The organism is Algoriphagus iocasae, from assembly GCF_014206875.1.
GTDB classification, from domain to species: Bacteria; Bacteroidota; Bacteroidia; order Cytophagales; family Cyclobacteriaceae; genus Algoriphagus; species Algoriphagus iocasae.
Genome location: NZ_JACIJO010000002.1, coordinates 1 through 21,640 on the forward strand (window position 1 = coordinate 1; position 21,640 = coordinate 21,640).

General features: G+C 38.4%; 18 protein-coding genes. 6 read left to right on the top strand and 12 right to left on the bottom strand.

Annotation, left to right across the window (positions count from 1 at the left end; all coding sequences use genetic code 11):
- Positions 1 to 316: 316 nt before the first annotated feature.
- The 5 genes from FHS59_RS07405 to rpmH are packed head-to-tail and all read right to left on the bottom strand — an operon-like array spanning position 317 to position 3,779.
- A complete protein-coding gene (locus FHS59_RS07405; RefSeq protein ID WP_184494528.1) occupies positions 317 to 832 on the bottom strand; it encodes a DUF2480 family protein in 516 nt (171 codons plus the stop codon).
- Positions 829 to 1,521 carry a tRNA (adenosine(37)-N6)-threonylcarbamoyltransferase complex dimerization subunit type 1 TsaB gene (gene tsaB, locus FHS59_RS07410; RefSeq protein WP_184494529.1) on the bottom strand — a complete coding sequence of 231 codons (693 nt, stop codon included), beginning with the start codon at positions 1,519 to 1,521 and terminating at the stop codon, positions 829 to 831. Before tsaB ends, FHS59_RS07405 begins: the two co-directional genes overlap by 4 nt.
- A gap of 3 nt (positions 1,522 to 1,524) precedes the next feature.
- Complete coding sequence (locus FHS59_RS07415) at positions 1,525 to 3,186, bottom strand: S41 family peptidase (RefSeq protein WP_184494530.1); 1,662 nt, start codon at positions 3,184 to 3,186, stop codon at positions 1,525 to 1,527.
- Positions 3,183 to 3,572 (bottom strand): ribonuclease P protein component, encoded by a 390-nt coding sequence (rnpA, locus tag FHS59_RS07420; RefSeq protein ID WP_184494531.1) that lies wholly within the window; start codon positions 3,570 to 3,572, stop codon positions 3,183 to 3,185. The genes FHS59_RS07415 and rnpA overlap by 4 nt, the downstream gene beginning before the upstream one ends.
- Before the next feature lie 48 nt (positions 3,573 to 3,620).
- Entirely contained in the window at positions 3,621 to 3,779 is a 159-nt protein-coding gene (rpmH, locus tag FHS59_RS07425; protein ID WP_074226946.1) for a 50S ribosomal protein L34, read from the bottom strand.
- A gap of 137 nt (positions 3,780 to 3,916) precedes the next feature.
- On the opposite strand from rpmH, the gene FHS59_RS07430 reads away from it, so the two are divergent.
- Entirely contained in the window at positions 3,917 to 5,557 is a 1,641-nt protein-coding gene (locus FHS59_RS07430) for a M61 family metallopeptidase (RefSeq protein WP_184494532.1), read from the top strand.
- A gap of 30 nt (positions 5,558 to 5,587) precedes the next feature.
- Here the strand turns inward: FHS59_RS07430 and FHS59_RS07435 are convergent, their stop codons facing one another.
- The 5 genes from FHS59_RS07435 to FHS59_RS07455 all read right to left on the bottom strand — a co-directional run bounded on the left by FHS59_RS07435 (position 5,588) and on the right by FHS59_RS07455 (position 12,910).
- Positions 5,588 to 7,636: a M16 family metallopeptidase gene (locus FHS59_RS07435; RefSeq protein WP_184494533.1), complete on the bottom strand. Its 2,049-nt coding sequence runs from the start codon at positions 7,634 to 7,636 to the stop codon at positions 5,588 to 5,590.
- Positions 7,637 to 7,663: 27 nt separating this feature from the next.
- On the bottom strand, positions 7,664 to 8,992 hold the full coding sequence (locus FHS59_RS07440; RefSeq protein ID WP_184494534.1) for a M16 family metallopeptidase: 1,329 nt from the start codon (positions 8,990 to 8,992) through the stop codon (positions 7,664 to 7,666).
- Positions 8,993 to 9,217: 225 nt separating this feature from the next.
- Positions 9,218 to 10,213 carry an adenosine kinase gene (locus tag FHS59_RS07445; protein WP_184494535.1) on the bottom strand — a complete coding sequence of 332 codons (996 nt, stop codon included), beginning with the start codon at positions 10,211 to 10,213 and terminating at the stop codon, positions 9,218 to 9,220.
- 184 nt (positions 10,214 to 10,397) lie between these two features.
- Positions 10,398 to 11,561, bottom strand: a complete 1,164-nt coding sequence (locus tag FHS59_RS07450) for a hypothetical protein (RefSeq protein ID WP_184494536.1) — start codon at positions 11,559 to 11,561, stop codon at positions 10,398 to 10,400.
- A 92-nt stretch (positions 11,562 to 11,653) separates the two neighbouring features.
- Entirely contained in the window at positions 11,654 to 12,910 is a 1,257-nt protein-coding gene (locus FHS59_RS07455) for a toxin-antitoxin system YwqK family antitoxin (protein ID WP_184494537.1), read from the bottom strand.
- Positions 12,911 to 13,507: 597 nt separating this feature from the next.
- Between FHS59_RS07455 and FHS59_RS07460 the strand changes: the two genes are divergently transcribed.
- On the top strand, positions 13,508 to 13,693 hold the full coding sequence (locus FHS59_RS07460) for a hypothetical protein (protein WP_184494538.1): 186 nt from the start codon (positions 13,508 to 13,510) through the stop codon (positions 13,691 to 13,693).
- Between the two features lie 50 nt (positions 13,694 to 13,743).
- Entirely contained in the window at positions 13,744 to 14,463 is a 720-nt protein-coding gene (locus FHS59_RS07465; RefSeq protein WP_184494539.1) for a hypothetical protein, read from the top strand.
- A 117-nt stretch (positions 14,464 to 14,580) separates the two neighbouring features.
- On the opposite strand, the gene rimO is transcribed toward FHS59_RS07465, so the two are convergent.
- Positions 14,581 to 15,894, bottom strand: coding sequence for a 30S ribosomal protein S12 methylthiotransferase RimO (gene rimO / locus FHS59_RS07470; protein WP_184494540.1), 1,314 nt, complete (start codon positions 15,892 to 15,894; stop codon positions 14,581 to 14,583).
- 345 nt (positions 15,895 to 16,239) lie between these two features.
- On the opposite strand from rimO, the gene FHS59_RS07475 reads away from it, so the two are divergent.
- Positions 16,240 to 16,617, top strand: coding sequence for a GxxExxY protein (locus FHS59_RS07475; RefSeq protein WP_184494541.1), 378 nt, complete (start codon positions 16,240 to 16,242; stop codon positions 16,615 to 16,617).
- A 111-nt stretch (positions 16,618 to 16,728) separates the two neighbouring features.
- Here FHS59_RS07475 and FHS59_RS07480 read toward each other — a convergent pair whose 3' ends face one another.
- On the bottom strand, positions 16,729 to 17,823 hold the full coding sequence (locus tag FHS59_RS07480; RefSeq protein ID WP_184494542.1) for a hypothetical protein: 1,095 nt from the start codon (positions 17,821 to 17,823) through the stop codon (positions 16,729 to 16,731).
- Between the two features lie 370 nt (positions 17,824 to 18,193).
- Between FHS59_RS07480 and FHS59_RS07485 the strand changes: the two genes are divergently transcribed.
- Both FHS59_RS07485 and FHS59_RS07490 read left to right on the top strand, forming a co-directional pair.
- Positions 18,194 to 20,203, top strand: a complete 2,010-nt coding sequence (locus FHS59_RS07485; protein WP_184494543.1) for an alpha-ketoacid dehydrogenase subunit alpha/beta — start codon at positions 18,194 to 18,196, stop codon at positions 20,201 to 20,203.
- Between the two features lie 63 nt (positions 20,204 to 20,266).
- Complete coding sequence (locus tag FHS59_RS07490; RefSeq protein ID WP_184494544.1) at positions 20,267 to 21,592, top strand: DUF5723 family protein; 1,326 nt, start codon at positions 20,267 to 20,269, stop codon at positions 21,590 to 21,592.
- Positions 21,593 to 21,640 lie beyond the last annotated feature (48 nt).

A 21,640-nucleotide genomic window follows, 5' to 3' on the forward strand; every position in this document is an offset into this window, starting at 1 on the left:
TATTTTTTTCGCCTTACATCACTTCAAAGAACTTAATACCACGCATTTGTGGCTCTTGCCAGATCCGGTAAACCTTCCGTTTCCGTCCCGTTTTTGCCCCTTCATCGCTGATGGGAGTGCAAAGGTAAGAAGTAATTTTTTACTTCCAATAGTCAGATAAAAAAAATTTGAATTTTATTTTCCCGCCTTTGCTTTTGATTTCAACCGTTATTTGAGTCGTTTCTCAAACGGAGTGCAAACATAGGATGGTTTCTATTAATTCACAAGCTTTGGACACAAGAAAATCACAAACTTTTAGCAAAAAAATCGCATCGAATTAAAAATCAAGACTTTGGTTTTTATAGAGAGGAACAGTACTGCAAGGCTCTCCATACATGATCGTCTTTGCCCGGCTTTGCACCAAGGAAACTATCTTCCCATAAGCAAATAAAGGAATGGGAAAATCAGAGCATCCTTTGACTATTACAGGCTTGTCATTGAAAAGATCTAAGTCCAGGTCAGCCAGACATTTTTCTGAAATCATAACCTCTAACTCATTTAAACCACCTATCGCATAGCCTTTAGCTATTGGAGTAAGGTAAGTTGCCACTAGCATATATGCCCAATTAGGAACGATTGCATCTGCGGAACAAAGTATAGCTACCCATTTGTCCTGATAAATCTCCCAGTCTAATTCTTTCAATGCAGCTCGAAAATCCTTCTCCCTTAAAACCAATTCCTGAAAAAGGAATGGCTTCAAATCAAAAACCATCCGCTCTTCTTTTGGATAGATTTCTTCTAGATCTAAAGAAACTATAGCACTCTGGGCAACTCTATTTACAATCTCGCTCATGACATCAACAAAGGATTCTTTTTCGATTTGAGAACCTTGAATTCTTTCAAATAATTCGGAACAAAATAAGCCAGGTTCTCAAATTCATTTTTCTGATACTTTATCCAAGCCAATTCCCCAACCTGAATGGCGGAAATTCTATCCTCCAAAAAAACCGCATTTTCATTTATTATCACCTCTTTAGCTTTTGGAACTGCGTCGCCAATAAAGATCACTTCGGTTTTTTGCAGATAGGAATCAAACGAACTTTCATCAATCACTTCTGAATCCAGACTTGAAATTGGATTGAAATTGGAATCATATATCTCCCTGTAAACTTCCATCCTTCTCGCGTCGAGCATTGAAACTACAATCGAACTAGAGTTCAATTTGCTTTTTGCTCCTCTAGCCAAAGCAGCCAATGTACTGACTCCAATTAACGGAATGCCCCACGCAAAACAGAGGCCTTTAGCAGTAGACACCCCGATTCTCAATCCTGTGTAAGAACCTGGTCCTTCTGAAACAGCTACAGCGGAAATATCTTTACCATCCAAACTCTTCTCTTCCAATAACTCTTGAATCAATCCAATTAAACGCTCGGAATGAGCACCTGGAAGATCAATCTCCTTTACTCTTAGCAACTCTCCATTGTCATGAAGGGCCACAGAACAAACCGGAGTCGAAGTCTCTATGGAAAGAATCAAAGCCATCGATTATTTTCTAGAAGCAGTAAGGGTTTGCTGGAATTTATCAGGAACAGACAAAAATGTTAATGCTTCTTTAACAGCAGGATCTCCATTTAGGCTAGCTTCAATCATCCCTTCTTGAAAATAGTATCTAGATACAATTTCCTCAGAAAGGATTTTTCTAATCTCATCCTGATATGTTATCAAATCCTGCTCTTTGTTATGATGAACTTTAGCCTTTATAGCTTCGATTTGTGATTGTATCTCATCGAAATAAGTTTCATTCTCAGCGTACTTCGTCAGATCCTCCACAGACTTTTCTACATAAGTCTTATAATCATATTCTTTTCCGTCCAGCCATTTTTTAAAGCTTTCATAATCTGCATCCGAAATTGAAAACGTGGATGGATCAGCAATCTCTTTATGTGACCTAGCATATTCTGTTGCAAAATTGAATATATGGCTTCGTGCCACTAGGCTATAGGAGATAGGAGCATATTTTACTTGAACCACCATTTCGTCAGGTTCGATTCCCGCACCATCTAAAACAACTCTTCCGTTCTTGGTTTTAAATTCCTTTCTCAATGAATCCGGTACAGAGGTCAACTCTCCACTTTCTCTTGATTTGGTATAGTCAATCGCCTGAATACATCTCCCACTTGGGATATAATACTTCGCCGTAGTGATCTTCATTTGAGAATTGTACGAAAGTGGAATAGTAGTCTGCACCAAACCTTTTCCAAAAGACTTTCTACCAATCAAGACTGCACGGTCATAATCCTGCAGAGCACCTGCGACAATTTCTGAAGCTGATGCAGAGTTCTCATTGATCAAAACTACCAATGGAATTTCTTTATCTACAGGGGTTTTAGTAGTCTTATAGGTATAATTGACATTTTCCAATTTCCCTATCGTCTTCACAATGTCTTTTCCTTTAGGGATAAATAAATTGACAATTTCAGCAGCCTCGTTTACCAAGCCTCCTGGATTATCCCTTAAATCCAAAATCAATCTCTCAATACCTTGACCTTTCAAATCCAAAAGTGCATTTCTCACCTCATTAGAAGCATTGGTAGTAAATTCACTTAATTTGATATACCCAGTGCGATCATCAACTTTTCCGTAAAAAGGAACATTCTTGATAACGATTTTTCTTCTGGTCAAATTAAAACCCAAGGTATCATCCCCTCTTTTCACTTGAACAAAAACTTCTGTATTTGCCGGCCCCTTTAGTAAGGAAGACACATCTGAAGTCGGTTTATCGACCACAGAAACAGTATCGACTTTCAGTAACTCATCAGCAATTTTCAATCCGGCAGATTGGGCTGGGAATCCAGTATATGGCATCACGATGATATTACCTTCCCCCCTATTTCCAATCAAAGCTCCGACTCCGCCATATTCACCGGTAGTCATCACTCTGAAATCCGCAGATTCCTCTTCAGGAATATAGGTGGTATAAGGGTCCAATTCTTCAAGCATCGCATTGATGCCGATCGTCACCAACTCATCCGGATCAATTTCATCCACATAATAGGAATCCAACTCCCTGACCATGGTCGCGAAAATGTCTATATTCTTTGCTATCGCAAAGAGCTTGTCATTCTTGGTTTTGAAAGCAAAGAATCCAGATAGGACGATTGCTCCCAACAAAAATATCAGGAGGGATTTCTTGAGTGGTTTATTCATGATTCTTTGTGGTTTGAGTCGAGCATTTCAGCTAATTTATTGAGAACAAGAACAATTTTAGCTTCGATTTTGTGAAAATCCATTCCTGATGGTCCCACATAAATCAAACCTAAATTTACATCTTGCTTTTCCAAAGCCGAAAGTAATTGCTTATTAAGTCTATACGCCTCTTTCATCCTTCTTTTGATGAAATTTCGGTCTACGGCCTTTTTGATTTTCTTCTTCGAAACGGAGAAAAGCACCTTTGGGGTTCCATTCCCCACTTGCATTTTAACAAAAAATTGGACTTTGAAGGGGAATAAAAAAAAAGAGGAACCTTCGTTAAAAAGTTCCTTGATTTCTTTTTCGGCATAAAGCCGTTCACTTTTTGGAAGTTTATAATTCATCACAAGGAGTAATACCGTATGTGAACATACGAAAACTACCTCAAAGAATTACTTCTTCAATGTCTTTTCAGATGACACAGATAACTTGTGTCTTCCTTTTGCTCTTCTGGCTTTCAATACTCTTCTACCGTTAGCAGAAGACATTCTTTCTCTAAAGCCGTGCTTATTTTTTCTTTTTCTGCGAGAAGGCTGGAATGTTCTTTTCATGATCGAATATCTTTATCTTTTTTGCTTCCTGGACTTCCTCTCTGAGGAATAGGCCTCAAAAAGGACTGCAAAGATAAGTAGCATTTTTTGAAATACAAACCTACCCTATACATTTGTTAGACTCTAATTAGATATCTATGTGCAAATATACAATAAGTTGTCCCAATCCCGCCTCCCAATTTCTCCAAATTCAATTGGAATTAACTGCTCCATCTGATGGGCCTATCAGCCTCCAACTGCCTGCATGGCGCGCAGGGCGCTATCAATTGGCAAATTATGCCCAATTCCTAAGAAACTTTCGGGTTCAAAATGAAACAGGAGAAAAAATCCACTGGCGAAAAATAAGTAAAGATTGCTGGACTTTCGAAGCTAAAAAAAATCAAAAATATCTGATCAATTATGAATTTTTCTGTTCTAGAATGGATGCCGGAGGAGCATGGATTGACGATCAACAGGTATCTATCAACTTTATAAATTGCTGTTTTGAGGTAAAAGGTCTAGAAAATTCACCCATAAATATTCAGGCAGACCTACCTTCTTTCAAGCAACATGTTTGTACAATTCCTGTAAATCCTGCTGGCAGTTGGACAGCAGAAAATTTTCAGATGTTGGCCGATTCTACATTTTTAGCCTCCAATTCTCTTTCCCATTTTGATTACAAAGTAGGTGATGCCAACTTCCATATCTGGATCCAAGGAGAAATTCATTTTGACACAGAACTGTTCATCGAGCGATTCAAAAAATTCACTGCAAGTCAGATTCAGGACTTTGGAGAATTCCCTGAGAAAACTTATCATTTTATTTTCCAACTCCTTCCTTACCGTCATTATCATGGAGTAGAACACCAAAAAGGTACTGTAATCACTTTTGGACCTGCGGAAAGCCTATCGGATCCCAATCAAATGGAAGAACTCCTTGGCGTAAGTTCACATGAGCTCTACCATGCTTGGAACGTTTGCCGAATCAGACCACAGGAATTGCTTCCTTATGACTTCTCGAAGGAAAACTATACCAAAGCGGGTTGGATGCTTGAAGGAATTACCACCTTCATGGGAGATTACTATTTGATGAAATCAGGAGTTTTTTCACTGGAAACTTTTTTGATTCAAATCGAAAACACACTAAAAAAAGAAATTGCCAATCAAGGCTGGAAGAATCAAACGATTTTAGAATCTAGTTATGATCTATGGCTAGATGGTTATCAACAAGGTATTCCTGATAGAAAAGTGAATATATATTCCCATGGCAGCCTTATTTGTTTTTGCCTCGACATCATGCTTTTGGAGCGGGGAAGCAGTTTCACTTCAGTCATGCGGGCTACCTGGAATAAGTTTGGTAAACCTAAATTCGGTTATACCAATGAATCGTTTTGGGAGACATTAATTTCTCATTCGACTGATTCTGGAATCTTTGAAGATTTCTACAGACGATTTATCTCTGGCAATGAGGATTTGATCCCGTTTTTTAGCGAAAAAATAAAATCCCTTGGATTGAAACTTGAATTGAATGAAAACTCAGATCAATTAGCCAATTCCTTGGGTATCTTGACTAGTGATAATAAAATCATCAAAATCCATCAGGACTCCCCTGCCTTTGTCGATCTTATGATTGGCGATCAGGTTCAGTTTCAACTAACTGAAAATAAAATCAACTTGGCTGTTTCACGAATAAATGGATTTATGCACAAATACAGTTATGATCTTGGTTCGGGATTTTTTCCAGAACCAAAAATTAAAATTGAAAACGAAACAGAATTTCGGGTCAAATGGATGAAATAAAAAAGGGGGCTTGAACTAGCCCCCTTCATATTATTTAAAATCTGCTTCCGTCAAGGTCGGATTGATTTCTAAAGTTTTGATTTTGGCTTCCAAAGGAACCGGCAACATAGGAGATTTCATTGTCCATGACATTGGGATCAAGACTCCATTTTTCTCTTCGTAATCAGAATAGAATGTATCACCTGATTTTTCGTTTTCATTCTTGATTTTCAAACCAGAATCTACAGCATAATAGTTAATTACTTTCGCCCCGGATGGATTTGAAATAATCACTTTATAAGCTGGGGTTCCATCTACATCTTTAATACCATCAAGCTCCATAGAATAACCCAAAACCTCATAATGGGCTTCAGGAATGAAAAGCGCATTCATTTTTGCCTCTTCGTATTGTTCGTCTGTCATATCGATGGTTTGACCACCTGCAGATACCACACCTTTTCCATCCATCATGGTTGAGCTTTGCATTACGTTGCCCATGACAATGGTCTTCTGACCGAATCTCATATTGGCATCATCAAAAGTCATGGCAATTTCTACTGCATTGCCCATGACATCAGCCGCCATTACCAACTTAGCCGCTTTGATAGCTTTTGCAGCTTCCTCTCCGCCGATTGCAGAAAGATAATTAGCGATGACTTTTGAAGCGGTCATGCTTGCGTCAGTCATTTGGATTTCCTTGGCAGGATCTCCCATGTTAGTATACATTTTAACTTCGCCAAACTGAGCTAGCTTATCTTTAATCTCTGAGCCATTTCCAACTGCAGTGATGTACATTTTGTCGGGCTGGATCAAATCTACTGCCGCCTTATTGATATCCTCCACCGTATAAGAATTCATCTTTTGAAGGTAGGTTGCATAATAATCTTTTGGCAGATTATATCTCTCCGTATTCAATGCAAAGTTTGCAATGGTAGATGGACTTTCTAGGGATCGTCCAAATGAACCAGCAAGATTGGATTTTGCCTTTTCAAGTTCCTCTTCGGTCACGCCACTTTTCACCAAACGATCCAATTCATAAATAAACTGAACAACTGCCGAATCTGTCACTTCTGTTCTTACAGCTGCATTTGCGGAAAACTGTCCAATCAATTTATCAGAGGAAATAGAAGAATAAGCACCATATGTATAGCCTTTATCTTCTCTCAAATTCATAAATAATCTAGAAGATGATCCTCCTCCTAAAATCTGATTGACCAATCGGCTGGAAATGTAATCTTCATCTCCAATTTTCAATTCTACCGGCTGAACAATGTTAATATTAGTCTGAACTGAAGAACTTCTATCTACCAAACCGACCACAGTTGTTTCCGGCCTTTTTGGAGTTTCATAAGTGAAAGTTGGTACGTCGCCAGGCTTCCATGTAGCAAAATATTGCTTAACTACTTTTTCTGCCTCTGCTTTGTCCATATCCCCTACTATAGCCAAATAAGCAATATTCGGCTTAAAGAAAGTCTCATAGTAATTCTTGATATCAGCTACTGTGATGTTATTGATTGTTTCTTCTGTCTCAATTTCACCATATGGATGGTCTTTGCCATACATAACAGCGCTAGTCAACCTAGCAGAAATCGCTCCCGGATCATCTTTGCTTGATGCCAAACCAGTCAAAGACTGCTTTTTAAGCTTGTCCAATTCCTCCTGTGGAAAAACAGGATTATAAAGTACATCAGCCATCAATTCCAGTACTTTTGCCTGATGCTTTTTCAAAGAAGAGGCAAAGATCGAGGTAGAACTAGCAGAAAGACTCGCTCCAATAAAATCTACTTCTTCATCCAGTTGATCTTTGGTTCTATTTGTAGTTCCTGCGGTCATCATTTCACCGACAAAACCAGTCAAACCAGCTTTATCTCCCTCTAGTAGTGGATCTCTTTCTAATACCAAGGTGAAAGATACTCGTGGAAGTTTGTCGTTTTTCACAACGAAGACTTTCAATCCATTGTCCAGTGTAAAAGTCTCGGCTTCACCGATTTTAATTTCAGGAGCAGGACCAGACTTTGGAAATTGGCTTCTGTCCAGCTGTGCATAACTCACCACAGCTACCAAAAAGCTTAATATAAATGATATTGCTATTTTTTTCATGTCAATTTGAGTATTTGGGTGAAACAATTATTGAGCTGGTTGCTGCGCCTTTGGTAAGTAATACAAAACAACTCTTCCTTTCAGATCAAGGTATTCTTTAGCTACCCGCTGGATGTCTTCTTTGGTCACCTTACTATATGCATCCATTACCTTGTTGATGTAATTTGCATCTCCGTAAATCGCGTGAGCCTCTGCAAGATTCTCTGCAATACCAGCCATAGAGGAGTTACTGCTCACAATGTTGTTTTCCATGATGTTTTTCAACTTCATGAAATCCTGATCGCTTAAACCTTCGTCTTGCACCTGCTTGATCAGCTTGTCAATTTCAGTTTCTAAATCTTTTGGCTCCACTCCCATGTTAGCAATGCTATACATGATGAAAATCCCTCCATCTTCCAATTCCAATGGAATCGCTGCTACTACCAATGCTTTTTGCTGCTTATCTACCAACTCTTTGGTCATTAAAGAAGAAGCTCCACCTGTCAGGTAAGTTGAAAGCATTGACAAAGCATAAGAATCCGCATCCGTTTTTGGAGGAAGATTGTATGCCTGAATCACTGCTGGAATCTGGATATTATCGTAAATAACATCTCGGATCTCCTCAGTTTTCTTAGGTTCTTTTACATTTGGGCGATAAATCTCTTTTTTGCCCATTGGGATTTCAGTAAAATATTTTTTCACCCAAGCTTCCGTCTGTGCATAGTCAATGTCCCCTGCAATAGTCAGTGTAGCATTATTTGGCACGTAGAAATCTTTATAAAACTGCTGAAATTCTTCAATTGAAGCTGCATTTAAGTGTTCCATGGAACCGATTGGTGCCCATTGATACGGATGCTTAGAATAAGCTCGCTTCAGCGTTTCAGGAAGAATAGTGCCATAAGGTTGGTTTTCATAACGCTGACGTCTTTCCTCTTTTACGACTTCTCTCTGGGTTTCCACTCCAGTCTCATCCACTTTGGAATGAAGCATTCTTTCACTTTCCATATAGAGCGCCAACTCTAATTCATTGGAAGGTAAAGACTCGTAGTAATAGGTAATATCATTGGATGTGTAGGCATTCAGTGTTCCTCCTCTGCCTTGGATGATATTCATGTATTGTCCTCGCTCGATATTCTCAGAACCTTCAAACATTAAATGCTCGAAGAAGTGAGCAAAACCAGTTCTCTCTGGGTTTTCGTTTTTGGAACCTACATGATATAGAACCGAAGTCACTACTATCGGAGTGCTTTGATCTTGGTGCATAATCACATGCAGCCCATTATCTAGATCAAATTCTTTGAATTCGATCTTTTTTTGTGCCATAGCAGGAAGACTCAGCATCCCTGCGATGATACCTAATGCGGTAATTTTTCTCATTGTAAAAAGATTGGGTTGTTTAATTCCGTGTGTTGATTCAATCGTGAAATTCTAGAAATTGTTTAAATGTTCATCTTCGAACAGTTAATTGAACAATTTCATTTTAAGAGCCTTAATTTAAAACTTTCTCCTAAAAAAATAAGATATAGGCGACAATCTGAAATTTGGCAAGTTAAATAATAATAAAAAAACCGAGTCAGAATTTCTGAACTCGGCTTTGAAAGCTTATGGATTTAGCCTGTTTAAAATCTCTTTGGCTTGATGCCATTCCAGCCTTGGGCCGAATTGACTTACGATTTTTGAGCTAGCCATGGAAGCCAATTTCCCGCTGGAAGCATAGCTATGGCCATTCGTAATTCCATAGATAAATGCTCCAGCAAACATATCACCTGCACCATTGGTATCCACTGCAGTGGTTTCGTAAGGCTCTATATCAATGAAAGTATCTCCATCAAAAATCATCGCTCCATTTTTACCCTGTGTGATCACAAAATGCTTGGCAACTTTCTTCAGCTCTTCTCTCGCTTCTAGCAAATTATCTTTGCCGGTATAAATCATCGCCTCTTCCTCATTGGCAAAAAGCAGATCTACACTTGCTCCCACAACCTCAGACATTGGTTCCTTGAAATATTTCACCATCGCTGGATCTGAAAAAGTCAAAGCGACTTTCACACCGTTTTCCTCAGCAATTTTCTTTGCATGCATCATCGCTTCTTTCCCATTTTCTGATGTGATCAGATAACCTTCGATGTACAAATATTTAGAGTTAAGAATGGCGGATTCATTCACATCTTTGATGGAATAAGTGGAAGTAATGCCCAGAAAGGTATTCATTGTTCTTTCCGCATCTTCGGTTACCATTACCAGGCATTTCCCGGTAATACCAGCTTCAAGTTGCTGCTCATTCAGGTTGTGAGCTACTCCAGCAGCCTTCATATCATTCATGAAAAAATGCCCCATTTCGTCATTTGCCACTTTGCAGGAATAATAAGAGTTCCCTCCAAATTGACTAACAGCGATGATGGAATTCGCAGCAGAACCTCCACATTGTTTTTTAGCTTCTTCGGCATTGATGACATTCATTAAGGCATTTTGGCGATCCTCGTCTACCAAAGTCATCAATCCTTTTTCTACACCGTTGTCTGTAAAAAACTGATCGTTGACTTTAAACTCTATATCTACCAAGGCATTGCCTATGCCTGTCACGTCGTACTTTTTCATTTTATAATAGTTGGAAAGTTGTAAAGTTTTAAAGTTGTAAAGTTGGTTAGAAAGACATGTTTAACTTCATTATTCGATGTTAGATATTCGAAAATTCATTCCTTTGATTTCAATTGGGAAAATCAGGTTCGAGGTTCAAGATAATCTCGTAAATCGTAATTCGTATTTCATCATTTGTACTTCGTTAATCAAATATCTTATGTCTTTCAAAAGGTTTTTCCCGATCAAATAAATAGCGATAGGTGTGATGAGTTTTATAGATTTTTGCCAAAAGCTGCTCGCAAACACGCATCATCTTTGGGTTAAAATCACCGATCCAGTTCATCTCGATCGTTTTATATTGAAAGTCTGATTTCCCACTCATTTTATCATATTCTACCACCATGGCAGATTCGACACCTTTGCCCTGATGCTCAGGTACCACACCAAACACCAACCCCAGCATTTTATTAGGTGGAGAAAATGTTTTGTACCAAAGGAATTTCAATTTGCCAAGCAAATCCATCTTTCCATTGACATGTTTAAAAAGCTGATTGATTTCAGGTATTTGAATAAACATAGAAACCGGTTCTCCTTTGTAAAACCCGAAATAAATCAACTTTGGGTCGATGATCGGTTTCATTTTGGCAAACATCATCTGGGCTTCTTTCAATGAAAGCGTTTTTCCCATATGCCTGGACCAAGCTTTATTATAAGTGGTCATGAAATATTCGGGAGCTTTCTCCTTCAGTTCCTTGCCTTTGATGTAGCGAAATTCATAATCTGGATTTGCAAGAATCACATTCGCCCTGGCAATGAGTTTCTCATCAAAACCGACATTCTGCACATTTCTGGCGTAAGTGAATTGCTTAAAGTAAATCTGGAACCCATAGTCCTCAAAAAACTTTTGGTAATACTTAAAGTTCCAAGGCATATTATAATTCGGCTCAGTAAATCCATCCACCAAAAGCCCCCACCATTTGTCACGCTCCCCAAAATTGATCGGCCCATCCATGGCTTCCATTCCTTCGCTTTCAAGCCATGCCTTTGCAGTATCAAAAAGTAAAAATGCCGCTTCTTGATCATTGATGCACTCAAAAAAACCTAAGCCACCGGTGGGTTGCTTTTCTTTCATTTTAGGATTGATAAAAGCGGCTATTCGGCCAATTGTCTCCCCTTTATCATTTTCAAGCAACCAGCGTTTTGCTTTGGCACCGTTTCTAAAAAGTTTGTTGGTTTCTTTATGAAAAAGCCCCTCGATATCTGCGTCAAGTGGCCTGATCCAGTTCTTTTCGTTTTTATATAACCTGACAGCCATCTCGATAAATTCTTTCTGATGGGCAGGCGTGGTAACTTCGATCAATTGCATTCGGGTGATTTTAGAATGCTAAATTAGGCAGATCGGGTGAAAGGGCAAAAATAGAATGAATGTGATCAATCACAGAAAATTTAAAACGGAAATTAGTTACCAATTCTATATTGGTTAAAGGGATAGAATTTCTCGTAAGCAGACCCCAAAGCATCATGATTAGTAGCTGGGTTTAATCGATAGTAATTAGGTGTCCCCACACCATTTAAATCATGACCAGATTGAGGCTTTTCTTTGTATTCTATTTCATCAATCACTTCTCCCTGAAAATTGTAAAACTTCCAGACTCCGACCCTTTTGGTTCCAAGCAATTTCCCTGAAGATGCAAGACGGTTTGAGTTGGGAAAATAATAAGACCAGTTTCCGTTATTCTCCCCTTTTAAAACCTTTCCCTTAGCCAAGACAAATCCCTGATCGTCAAAAATTATGCGTTGGCCATTTCCTTTTTTCAAAATTTGCTGATTTTTTAATTGATCTGCATTTTGAACCTCTATCACTGAAGCCAACTTTCCTTCTAGGTAATTTTCAGTTTGGACATGATTCCCTTTTTCGTCGATTACCAACCAATCACCTTCTTTTAACCCATTATGATAGTTCCCTTGACGGGAATATCCAGGCAAAATCTCAAAAATTTCTTGCCATTCACCGGAGCGAATACCTCCCAAATAATTTCCTTTAAGCTTAGTTTTTCTATCAGAGTTAATACTGATCCACTCGCCCTCGGGAAATCCATTTTTGAACATCCCTTTTTCTTTTAAATCTCCATCAGTAAAATAAGCTTCATATAATCCATCGATTTCACCTTTAGAATAAGACAACTTGAATTCCAAATTGCCATCGGGATAATAATAAAGTGCACTTCCATTAGCCAATCCATCCTTGTATGCTATGGTTGATTTTATCTGACCAGATTCAAAATATTCCTGCCATTCTTCAACCTTTTTACCGTCTTCATATTGACCGGAGTACTTTTTCTCCCCATTTTCAAAAAACTCTTTAAAATCGCCATCCAACTTACCATTTTCAAGAGTAGCAAGGGTTTTAATGCTTCCAGTTGGGTAATTTTCCTGAAAGATCCCATTAGGCAAATCTTCTGAAAAATAGATAATATAAACAGGTAGCTCCTGATTAAAAAGTCTTTTAAAGGTTTCAGGGTCTACCGCCTCAAAAGTGGATTGATTGGAATGATCAGGATTGATTTTAGAATAAACTCGCCATTCGCCGGATTTCTTCCCATTCTCAATATTCCCTACTCCAACAAGATCCGAATTTCCAAAATAATAATAGTTCAGCTCAATTTCCGTATTCAAGAAAAAGCTAAATAAAAGAGTAAATGCTAAGGCTAACATGGGAAATTTCTTTTGTAATAAAAAAAAAAAACAATTTAACATTAATCAACGACATCCTTAAAAGAAGGTTTATCTTTCTGTCAATCAAACTATTGCTTTTTTTTCGCCAGCAAATACCATCTATATCCCCCAAAAAATAAAAGCTGGTTTACTGAGTTATCCTGCTTCTCCAGAAGCAGGACTTATTATAGTTGTGCTGCTTCTGGAGAAGCAGCACTAAAAAGAACCTAAAACCAAATCCAAATGATCAAATCTCTCATAACCATAATTGCACCCACCATTAACAAAGCGTAAACAAAAGCATTTCTCCTAAATTTGCGATTGAAATTAAACTTGTGAAAGCCCACTTTATCTGGAAGAATTATCTTTCGGTATAAATAAACTCCCAATCCAAACATAATTAAACCGACTAAAATCAACATCTTATCATGTTTTTTAATGCTACTTCTGGAGAAGTTGCATAGCACTCTACAGTTGACCTGCTTCTCCAGAAGCAGGACCCAAAGAACTAATACAATTCTACTTTTACCAAACATTTTCTACCTGCATAATCTCTCGCAGAGCTAAACAAATATTCTTCAGGCTCTTCTACAATCAATGCCTCAGCAGGATTTTGATGTATATAATGAAGCTTCTGTTCAAAGAAATGATTTGATTCAATTGAAACAGCATGCAAACCATCAAAACAGAACTTATAGGTGGTTATTCTACTTTGATTTTTCCCTGAATACCTTCAAAATCCATGATGCACGGGATTCAACAGATTTGTCAGACCTGAATTAAAAAGTTAATTTAGAAATAAATTGAACCCACTATAAATTATTCGATACCTAATGAAGAAAATCTTCCCATTACTTTTTTTTCTCTGTACTCTCAGTTCTATTTCATTTTCACAGGGGCTTTCCGAAATTCAACTTTCTGCAGGCTGGAATTCAACAAGGCCAAGAATCAACTCAAATGCCCAATTTATTCTCCCCGACGATAAGGTGGTGATTATGGATTTGGATCATAATTCAGGAGAATCATTTAATTATGGCATACTTCTGAGTTGGCAAATTAAAGAAGACAAACCTTGGTCTGTCAAAACAGGTTTATTCTGGACAAATATGAATTTCAGCATTTGGTCGAATTACCTTGATAATAACACCGGTTATTTCTTGAATTTCAAAAATAATATTCGCCAAATTGATCTACCTATTTTATTGGGTTACAAAAAAACGATATCAAGCTTTGAAATTGGATTTGATTTTGGAATCATAAAAACTATCTGGCTTGACTCTGAAGTAAATCTAAACACAACTTACCAAGCTCCCAGCTCAAATCCTGAATTTAAACAAATAACTGAGAACTCCGATGGATTTGTACCATTTGGGAAAAAGTACAGTTTTTTTGTTTCTCCTTTACTCCAATTGAATTTCTCCCGAGCTTCCGGGATATCCCTTCAACCCTTTTATAGATTCCAAGTCGGTTCAAAAAGGAGCCTTTTATACAGAACTCACACAGGATCCATCAAACAATTTGGACTCAACTTAGGATACAATATAAAATTTTGAGAAATCTAAAATTCAATAAGGAGTTAGCTTCTTTTCTCAGATATTCTACTTCTCCAGAAGCAGTTCTAATTTTACATTTTTCAGTGCAGCTTTCGAAAAAGCAGCACAACCAACATATTATTCCATCACCTCTCCATACAGATCAAACTCTGTTGCATCAGTGACTTTTACATTTACAAAATCACCCACTCGGCAGTAGTATTTCGAAGCATCAATCAATACTTCATTATCCACTTCTACTGAATCGTATTCTGTTCGACCTACGAAATGGCCTCCTTCTTTTTTATCAATTAAAACTTTGAACGTCTTACCAATTTTCTCCTGATTCAATTCAAAGGAAATCTGCTCCTGAATTTCCATCAGGTTATTAGCTCTCTCCTGCTTTACTTCCTGAGGAATGTTGTCTTCCATCGAGAAAGCATGGGTATTTTCCTCATGAGAATAGGTAAATACGCCCAAACGCTCAAACTTCATTCGCTCTACAAAGTCCACCATTTCCTGGTATTCTTTCTCTCCTTCTCCCGGGTGACCAGCTATTAATGTGGTACGAATCGCAATGTCAGGTAAAATGTCTCGGATGCTGTGAATCAAATCTTCTTGTTTCTGGCGAGTCGTTCCACGGCGCATCGCTTTCAGCACATCCGTCGAACCATGCTGCAAAGGAATATCCAAGTAATTACAGATATTCTCCCGGTCCTTCATCACCTCGATCACATCCATCGGAAAACCTGTTGGATAGGCATAATGAAGACGAATCCAGTCGATGCCATTCACGTCAGATAGCCTACGCATCAATTCTGCAAGATTCCTCTTTTTATAAATATCCAATCCATAGTAAGTGGAATCCTGAGCGATCAAAAGCAACTCCTTCGTGCCGCCTGCAGCTTTGTGTTCTGCTTCTTTCACCAATTCTTCTATTGGTCGGGAAATATGTCCTCCACGCATCAATGGAATCGCACAAAAAGAACAAGGTCGATCACAACCTTCAGAAATTTTCATGTAAGCATAATGAGAAGAGTGCGTCAACAAACGCTCTCCAACCAATTCATGCTTGTAATCAGCCTTGAATTTCTTCAAAATAGCCGGCAAATCACGTGTCCCAAAAAATGCATCAACCTGAGGGATTTCCTTTTCCAGATCGTCTTTGTAGCGTTGAGAAAGACAACCAGTCACATAGACTTTATCCACCAACCCCTGCTCTTTGGCATCGACATACTGCAAAATTGTGTCAATAGACTCTTGCTTTGCATTATCGATAAAACCGCAAGTATTGATGATAATGATGTTATTATCATCCGCACCAGACTCATGGCTGGCATTGATACCATTTCCTTTAAGCTGGGTGAGAAGCACTTCCGAATCTACGAGATTCTTGGAGCAACCCATGGTGATAATATTGACCTTGTCTTTCTTTAACGTTCTTGCTTTCACGGAATTCCTGCTTTTTAAGGCTGCAAAGGTAGGGAAAAAAGTAGGTTCCTAATTTTTTGAAATTAAAAATTAGAAATTCAAAAATAAAATCATGAGGTTGACCATGAATCCCCTTCAAAATGAGATTATCATGAATTTATTTTTTCACCGCAAAGCCACAAAGCACTCAAAGAAAAACGCCAAGGATTTTTTAAATAATTTCTAGAAACTTTTCCTATAAACTAAAGAGCTTATAAACAATTTAAACGAAACTAATAAATCGCAATTTCCCCTTAATAGTCTCCGAAATTCTGTTTTATAAATAGACTATTAGAAGTATATTTAGTTTCACTATTTTTTTATCAAATGACTGAAAATGAAATTTCATCAATCATAATAGGTTCAGCGATTGAAGTTCATAAACAACTTGGTCCCGGTCTTTTAGAAAGTAGTTATGAAATATGTTTAGCTTATGAGTTAAGGCTACGCGGTCTTGAGGTAGAAACACAGATAGCACTTCCTGTGATTTATAAAGACCTTAACCTAGAAGCTGGACATAGAATAGATATACTTGTTAATAAAAAAGTGATAATTGAAATCAAATCCGTTGATGGATTTTTAGACATCCATTTAGCGCAAATCCTCACTTATTTAAAGCTTTCAGATTTAAGGCTTGGATTATTATTAAACTTTAATGTTCCAAAAATGACTGATGGCCTAAAAAGAGTTGTCAATAAATTATAGAATCAAATCAATAAGTTTGCGATACTCCTCTGCGCCCCTTGCGACTTTGCGGTAAAGAATCCATCCCTTTACCTAAGTGACAAAACCAATTATTTTAAGATCTTAAATTCATTAGTACCCAGTAATTTCTTTGAGAAGATTGAAAAACCCTTTTTTCCTGTCTGAATTGATTCCCCAGTCAACTGGTACGCTTTGGTATCCTTGCTCAAATCCTTCATCTTTCATTCGATAGTCAAAAAATCCCCAAGAAGCATAAGCCGCAGTAGCAGCTGTGAAATTATTCAGTTCCTGATCAAAATCGAAATGATCGTCCTCATTGTAGAGAATCGGTTGCCCCGAATACCCAGCCACATTTCTGGTCGCTTCCACTTGCGCAGTAATTTTATGAGGATCCTTCACGCCATTTCCATGAAGCAAAATAAAGTCTGAGGATTTTACCACATTCTCTTTTGGCACTGCTCCTCCACCATAGCTAGTGCTTACCAATAAGCGTCTACCATCTTTCTCTTTGGATTTAACCAAATTGATCAATTCATGAACCCGTTCTGGCTGAAGAATTTCGTGATCATATCGCACATTGCATTCATTATTTACCTCGATCAGGACATTGGTATAGCCTTTTTCAAGAATCCAATCCACTGCATTCTCAACCGCACGGATTACAGCTTTCTCATCAGTAAATCGCTCATCTTGTCCGAAATAAAAGAATCCTACAATTGGTGCCATCCCCAATTCATCTGCCCTATCCAATATTTTTTCGAGCCTTTGAAAATAATCCTCCCTGATTTCTCCTGATTCCGTAAATGCCGAATTGATCCAAGGTTGACCTTGTGAATAACCAAAAGGACTTCCTCCCTGCAGATTAATAGTAAACGACAGCAATCCATGAGCTTTCCAATTTGGCATTTGGGCAATAAACTCGGCTGTATTTCTGTCTGCATCCCAGGCTTTGGTATCAGGATATTCCCAGTTTTTGACGGTTTCAGGATTGAGATCATCAAAAATCCCCTGAACCATCCTTGAATTCATCAGCAGTCCCTCAATCTTATTCCCCTTCCAATATCTGCCTGGATACGTAGGTTTGTCATTGATAAAAAATTGATCGCCGCGAATTTCAACAAGGGTTTTCCTTTTTTGCTGCGCAAAGGAATTCAAAGAAAAGCTGATCAATAAAAGAGCAAAAATTGATGTAAAGAAGGTTTTCATGGGTTTCGGCTAAGTTAATGAGGCAATTCGTTAAATAAATCAAACAATCAAGTTTCTGCGAAATGTTATCTAAAAACACGGGAGTTTCGACCTCAATTTCAAGTATTTACTTAAAAAAACCAGAATTTACAGTGTCAATATTACCTATAAATTACCTGCTTAACTTTTTGATAAAAGAACCTTAACGCATCTTTTCGCAGTCGGAGAATTCCAATCCCTAATTTTGAATCATACAGCAAACACTTTTTAACTCCTTGCATTTATTTTTCTGCCCCGAAGTATTTTCGGGGCATTTTTTTATGCAATTGACACCAAAGAAACTTTGGGGAGTTCTTTGCTTCCTGTACCTTAGAAAGGAAATCCTCCTTCTATGGAAACAGCCCAAAAACATCACAGCACTTTGACTTTTGATAGGAAGAATTATTCCGATAAAAAACTTCTGGAATTATACGAATCACTAGTAATGCCTCGCCGAATTGAGGAAAAAATGCTGATTCTCCTTCGTCAGGGTAAAATCACCAAATGGTTTAGCGGGTGGGGTCAGGAAGCCATTTCAATCGGTGCAGTAAATGCTTTGCTGGAAGATGAATTCATCTTACCGATGCATAGAAACTTGGGGATTTTTACAGGAAGAAAAATGCCTTTGGCAAAACTTTTCTCACAGTTTCAGGGAAAGCTTTCTGGCTTTACGAAAGGTCGGGATCGTTCCTTTCATTTTGGGAGTATTGAACATCATGTGGTTGGGATGATTTCTCATTTGGGGCCTCAGTTAGCGATTGCAGATGGGATTGCTTTGGCAAGTAAGCTTTCGAAAGAGAAAAAAGTCACCTTGGTATTTTCCGGGGATGGAGCGAGTTCTGAGGGAGATTTCCACGAAGGATTAAACGTGGCTGCGGTTTGGAAACTTCCAGTGATTTTTGTAATCGAGCATAATGGCTACGGACTTTCTACCCCCAGTGAAGAGCAGTTTGCCTTCCAACATTTTACAGATAAAGGCCCAGGCTATGGCATGGAAGCGATTAGGATCCAAGGCAATAATGTTTTGGAAGTTTATGATGCCATCAAAACTTTGGCAGAAGATATTCGGGAAAATCCCCGTCCAGTTTTAGTTGAGGCGATCACTTTTAGAATGCGAGGACACGAAGAAGCTTCAGGTACCAAATATGTCCCAAAAGAGCTTATGGAAGACTGGGGAAAATTAGACCCAGTTGAAAATTACGAGCGCTTTCTTGAAGAAATTGGATTGCTGGATGAAAAGAAAAAATCCACGATCAATCAAAAGATAAAAAAAGCGATCAATGATGGTCTGGAGCTAGCGTTTGCGGAAGCAGATATCTCGCCATCCTTAGAAGGAGAATTGGCAGATGTCTACGCGCCTTTTTCCCAGAAGACTATATCACCATCAGATTCAACCTTGAAATCAGAAAAAAGAATGGTAGATGCTATTTCCGATGGGATAAGACAATCCATGGAAAAGTACCCTAATCTCATTTTGATGGGGCAGGATATTGGTGAGTACGGTGGAGTTTTTAAAATCACAGATGGATTTAAGGCAAAGTTTGGAGCCGATCGCGTAAGAAATACACCGCTTTGTGAAAGTGCAATCATCGGGGCTGGCCTTGGGCTTTCCATCAAAGACTTCAAAGCAATGGTGGAAATGCAGTTTGCCGATTTTGTCTCGGTAGGTTTCAACCAAATCGTAAACAATCTAGCCAAGATCCATTACCGATGGGGACAGCAGGCAGATGTGGTGATCCGAATGCCTACTGGCGCAGGGATGGCGGCCGGACCTTTTCATAGCCAATCAAATGAAGCTTGGTTTTTCCATACCCCTGGGCTAAAAATCGTCTATCCTTCTAATCCATATGATGCCAAGGGGCTGCTCAATGCAGCATTCGAGGATCCAAATCCCTATTTGTATTTTGAACATAAAGGAATGTATCGATCCATAAGTGCAGAAATTCCCGATGAATATTACACGGTAGAGATTGGCAAAGCAGCTTTGGCACAAGAAGGAAATCAACTATCTGTAATTACCTATGGCATGGGAGTGCACTGGGCAAAGAAAACAGTGGAAGATTTAGGTATTTCTGCAGACATTCTGGATCTGAGAACGCTCTTACCTTGGGATAAGGAAGCAGTAGCAGCAACAGTTAAAAAAACTGGAAAAGTGATCTTCCTTCAAGAGGATTGCCTTACCGGGGGAATTGGGGCCGAGATATGCTCGTGGATATCAGAAAACTGTTTTGAGTTCTTAGATGCACCCGTGATGAGAGAAGGAAGTTTGGACACTCCTGTACCTTTTGCCTCGAATCTGGAGAAACAGTTTTTACCTTTAGAAAGATTTAAAGTGAAAGTCTCTAAGCTTTTGGAATACTAATTGTTTTTAAGACAAAAGACCCTGCTAGTTTTAAATAAAACCAGTTCTCAAAACCAAATAATCATGAATCGTTTTTTCAAATTGCAGTTTTTCTTCATTGCTGCCTTCCTATTAATGTCGAAAGCCTCCATCGCACAGACATTTATAGGAAGCACTGTTGACAATCATGCCGGAGTTCATTCTTTGCTACTGAATCCGGCTTTGGCCGTTGATTCAAAAATGAGGTTGGATATCAACCTATTTTCCACCAGTGCATATATTGGAAATGACTTTTTGAGTGTTGATTTGAACGATTTAGGAGGCTTTCGAAATGGTTTAGAAATCAATTCTGATGACAATAAAAACTCAACCAACAATAATAACTTCATAGGAAATGTAGACATTCTTGGTCCATCAGTATTATTCAATTTAGATCAAAAAAACAGTCTTGCATTCACTACACGTGTCCGTGGATTTTTCAATTTGACCAATATTGGCGGGGATCTTTATGAGTTGGCTAATACGGAGTATAATGATCAAACGGATTTCAGTGTAAACATGGAGGATGCCTCCGGCTTGATCCATGCATGGGCAGAATTCGGGGCCACTTATGGAAGAATGATTTTGGATGATGAGCGAAATTCACTCAAAGGGGGAGTGACACTGAAGTACCTAGCTGGAGCTGGTGGAGTCTATGGTGGAAGTAAAATTTTAAATGCGCAGTATAATAATCAATCCGATTTATTGACTACCTCAGGAGAATTGAGCTATGGTTACACTTCAGGATTTGACTCGGACGAAATCAGTTTTTCAGACATCAAATCAGGTTTTGGCGCTGATATTGGCTTTGTCTATGAGTTTAAAGAGGAAGATGTAAATGTTTATTACAATCCTTACAAGTTCAGACTTGGAGTATCTGTGATGGATATTGGTTCTATCAATTATGATGGATCCAGCAGATTCATTTACAATATGAATGCGACGATTGATGCGAATGAATTTGAGTCCAAAGACCTTGATGAACTTCTGGAGGATAATTACAACGGAGTAGAAATCCTAGGAAAAACTAAATTTGGGCTACCTACATCCCTTCAGTTTTTTGGAGACTACAATCTTAATGGGAAATTTTTTGTCAGTGCTCAGGGAGCCCTAGCTCTAAAAAGATCCAGTGAAAATCCTGTTAGTCAATTGATCAATTCCTTCACCTTAACACCTAGATTTGAAAAGAGATGGATAAGCGTTTACAGCCCTATCAGCATTAGGCAATACGATTCGAGCGTCTCTTGGGGAGTTGGAGTTCGCGCAGGACCTGTCATGATTGGTTCGGGTTCTATTCTGACAAATCTGATTTCCAGTCAATCAAAAAGTGCTGATGTGTATTTTGGACTCAAAGTTCCGCTTTATAAATAGATTTCAGTAGGTAGTCAGTAATAATTAAATCGGGATTTTGGTAAAAAA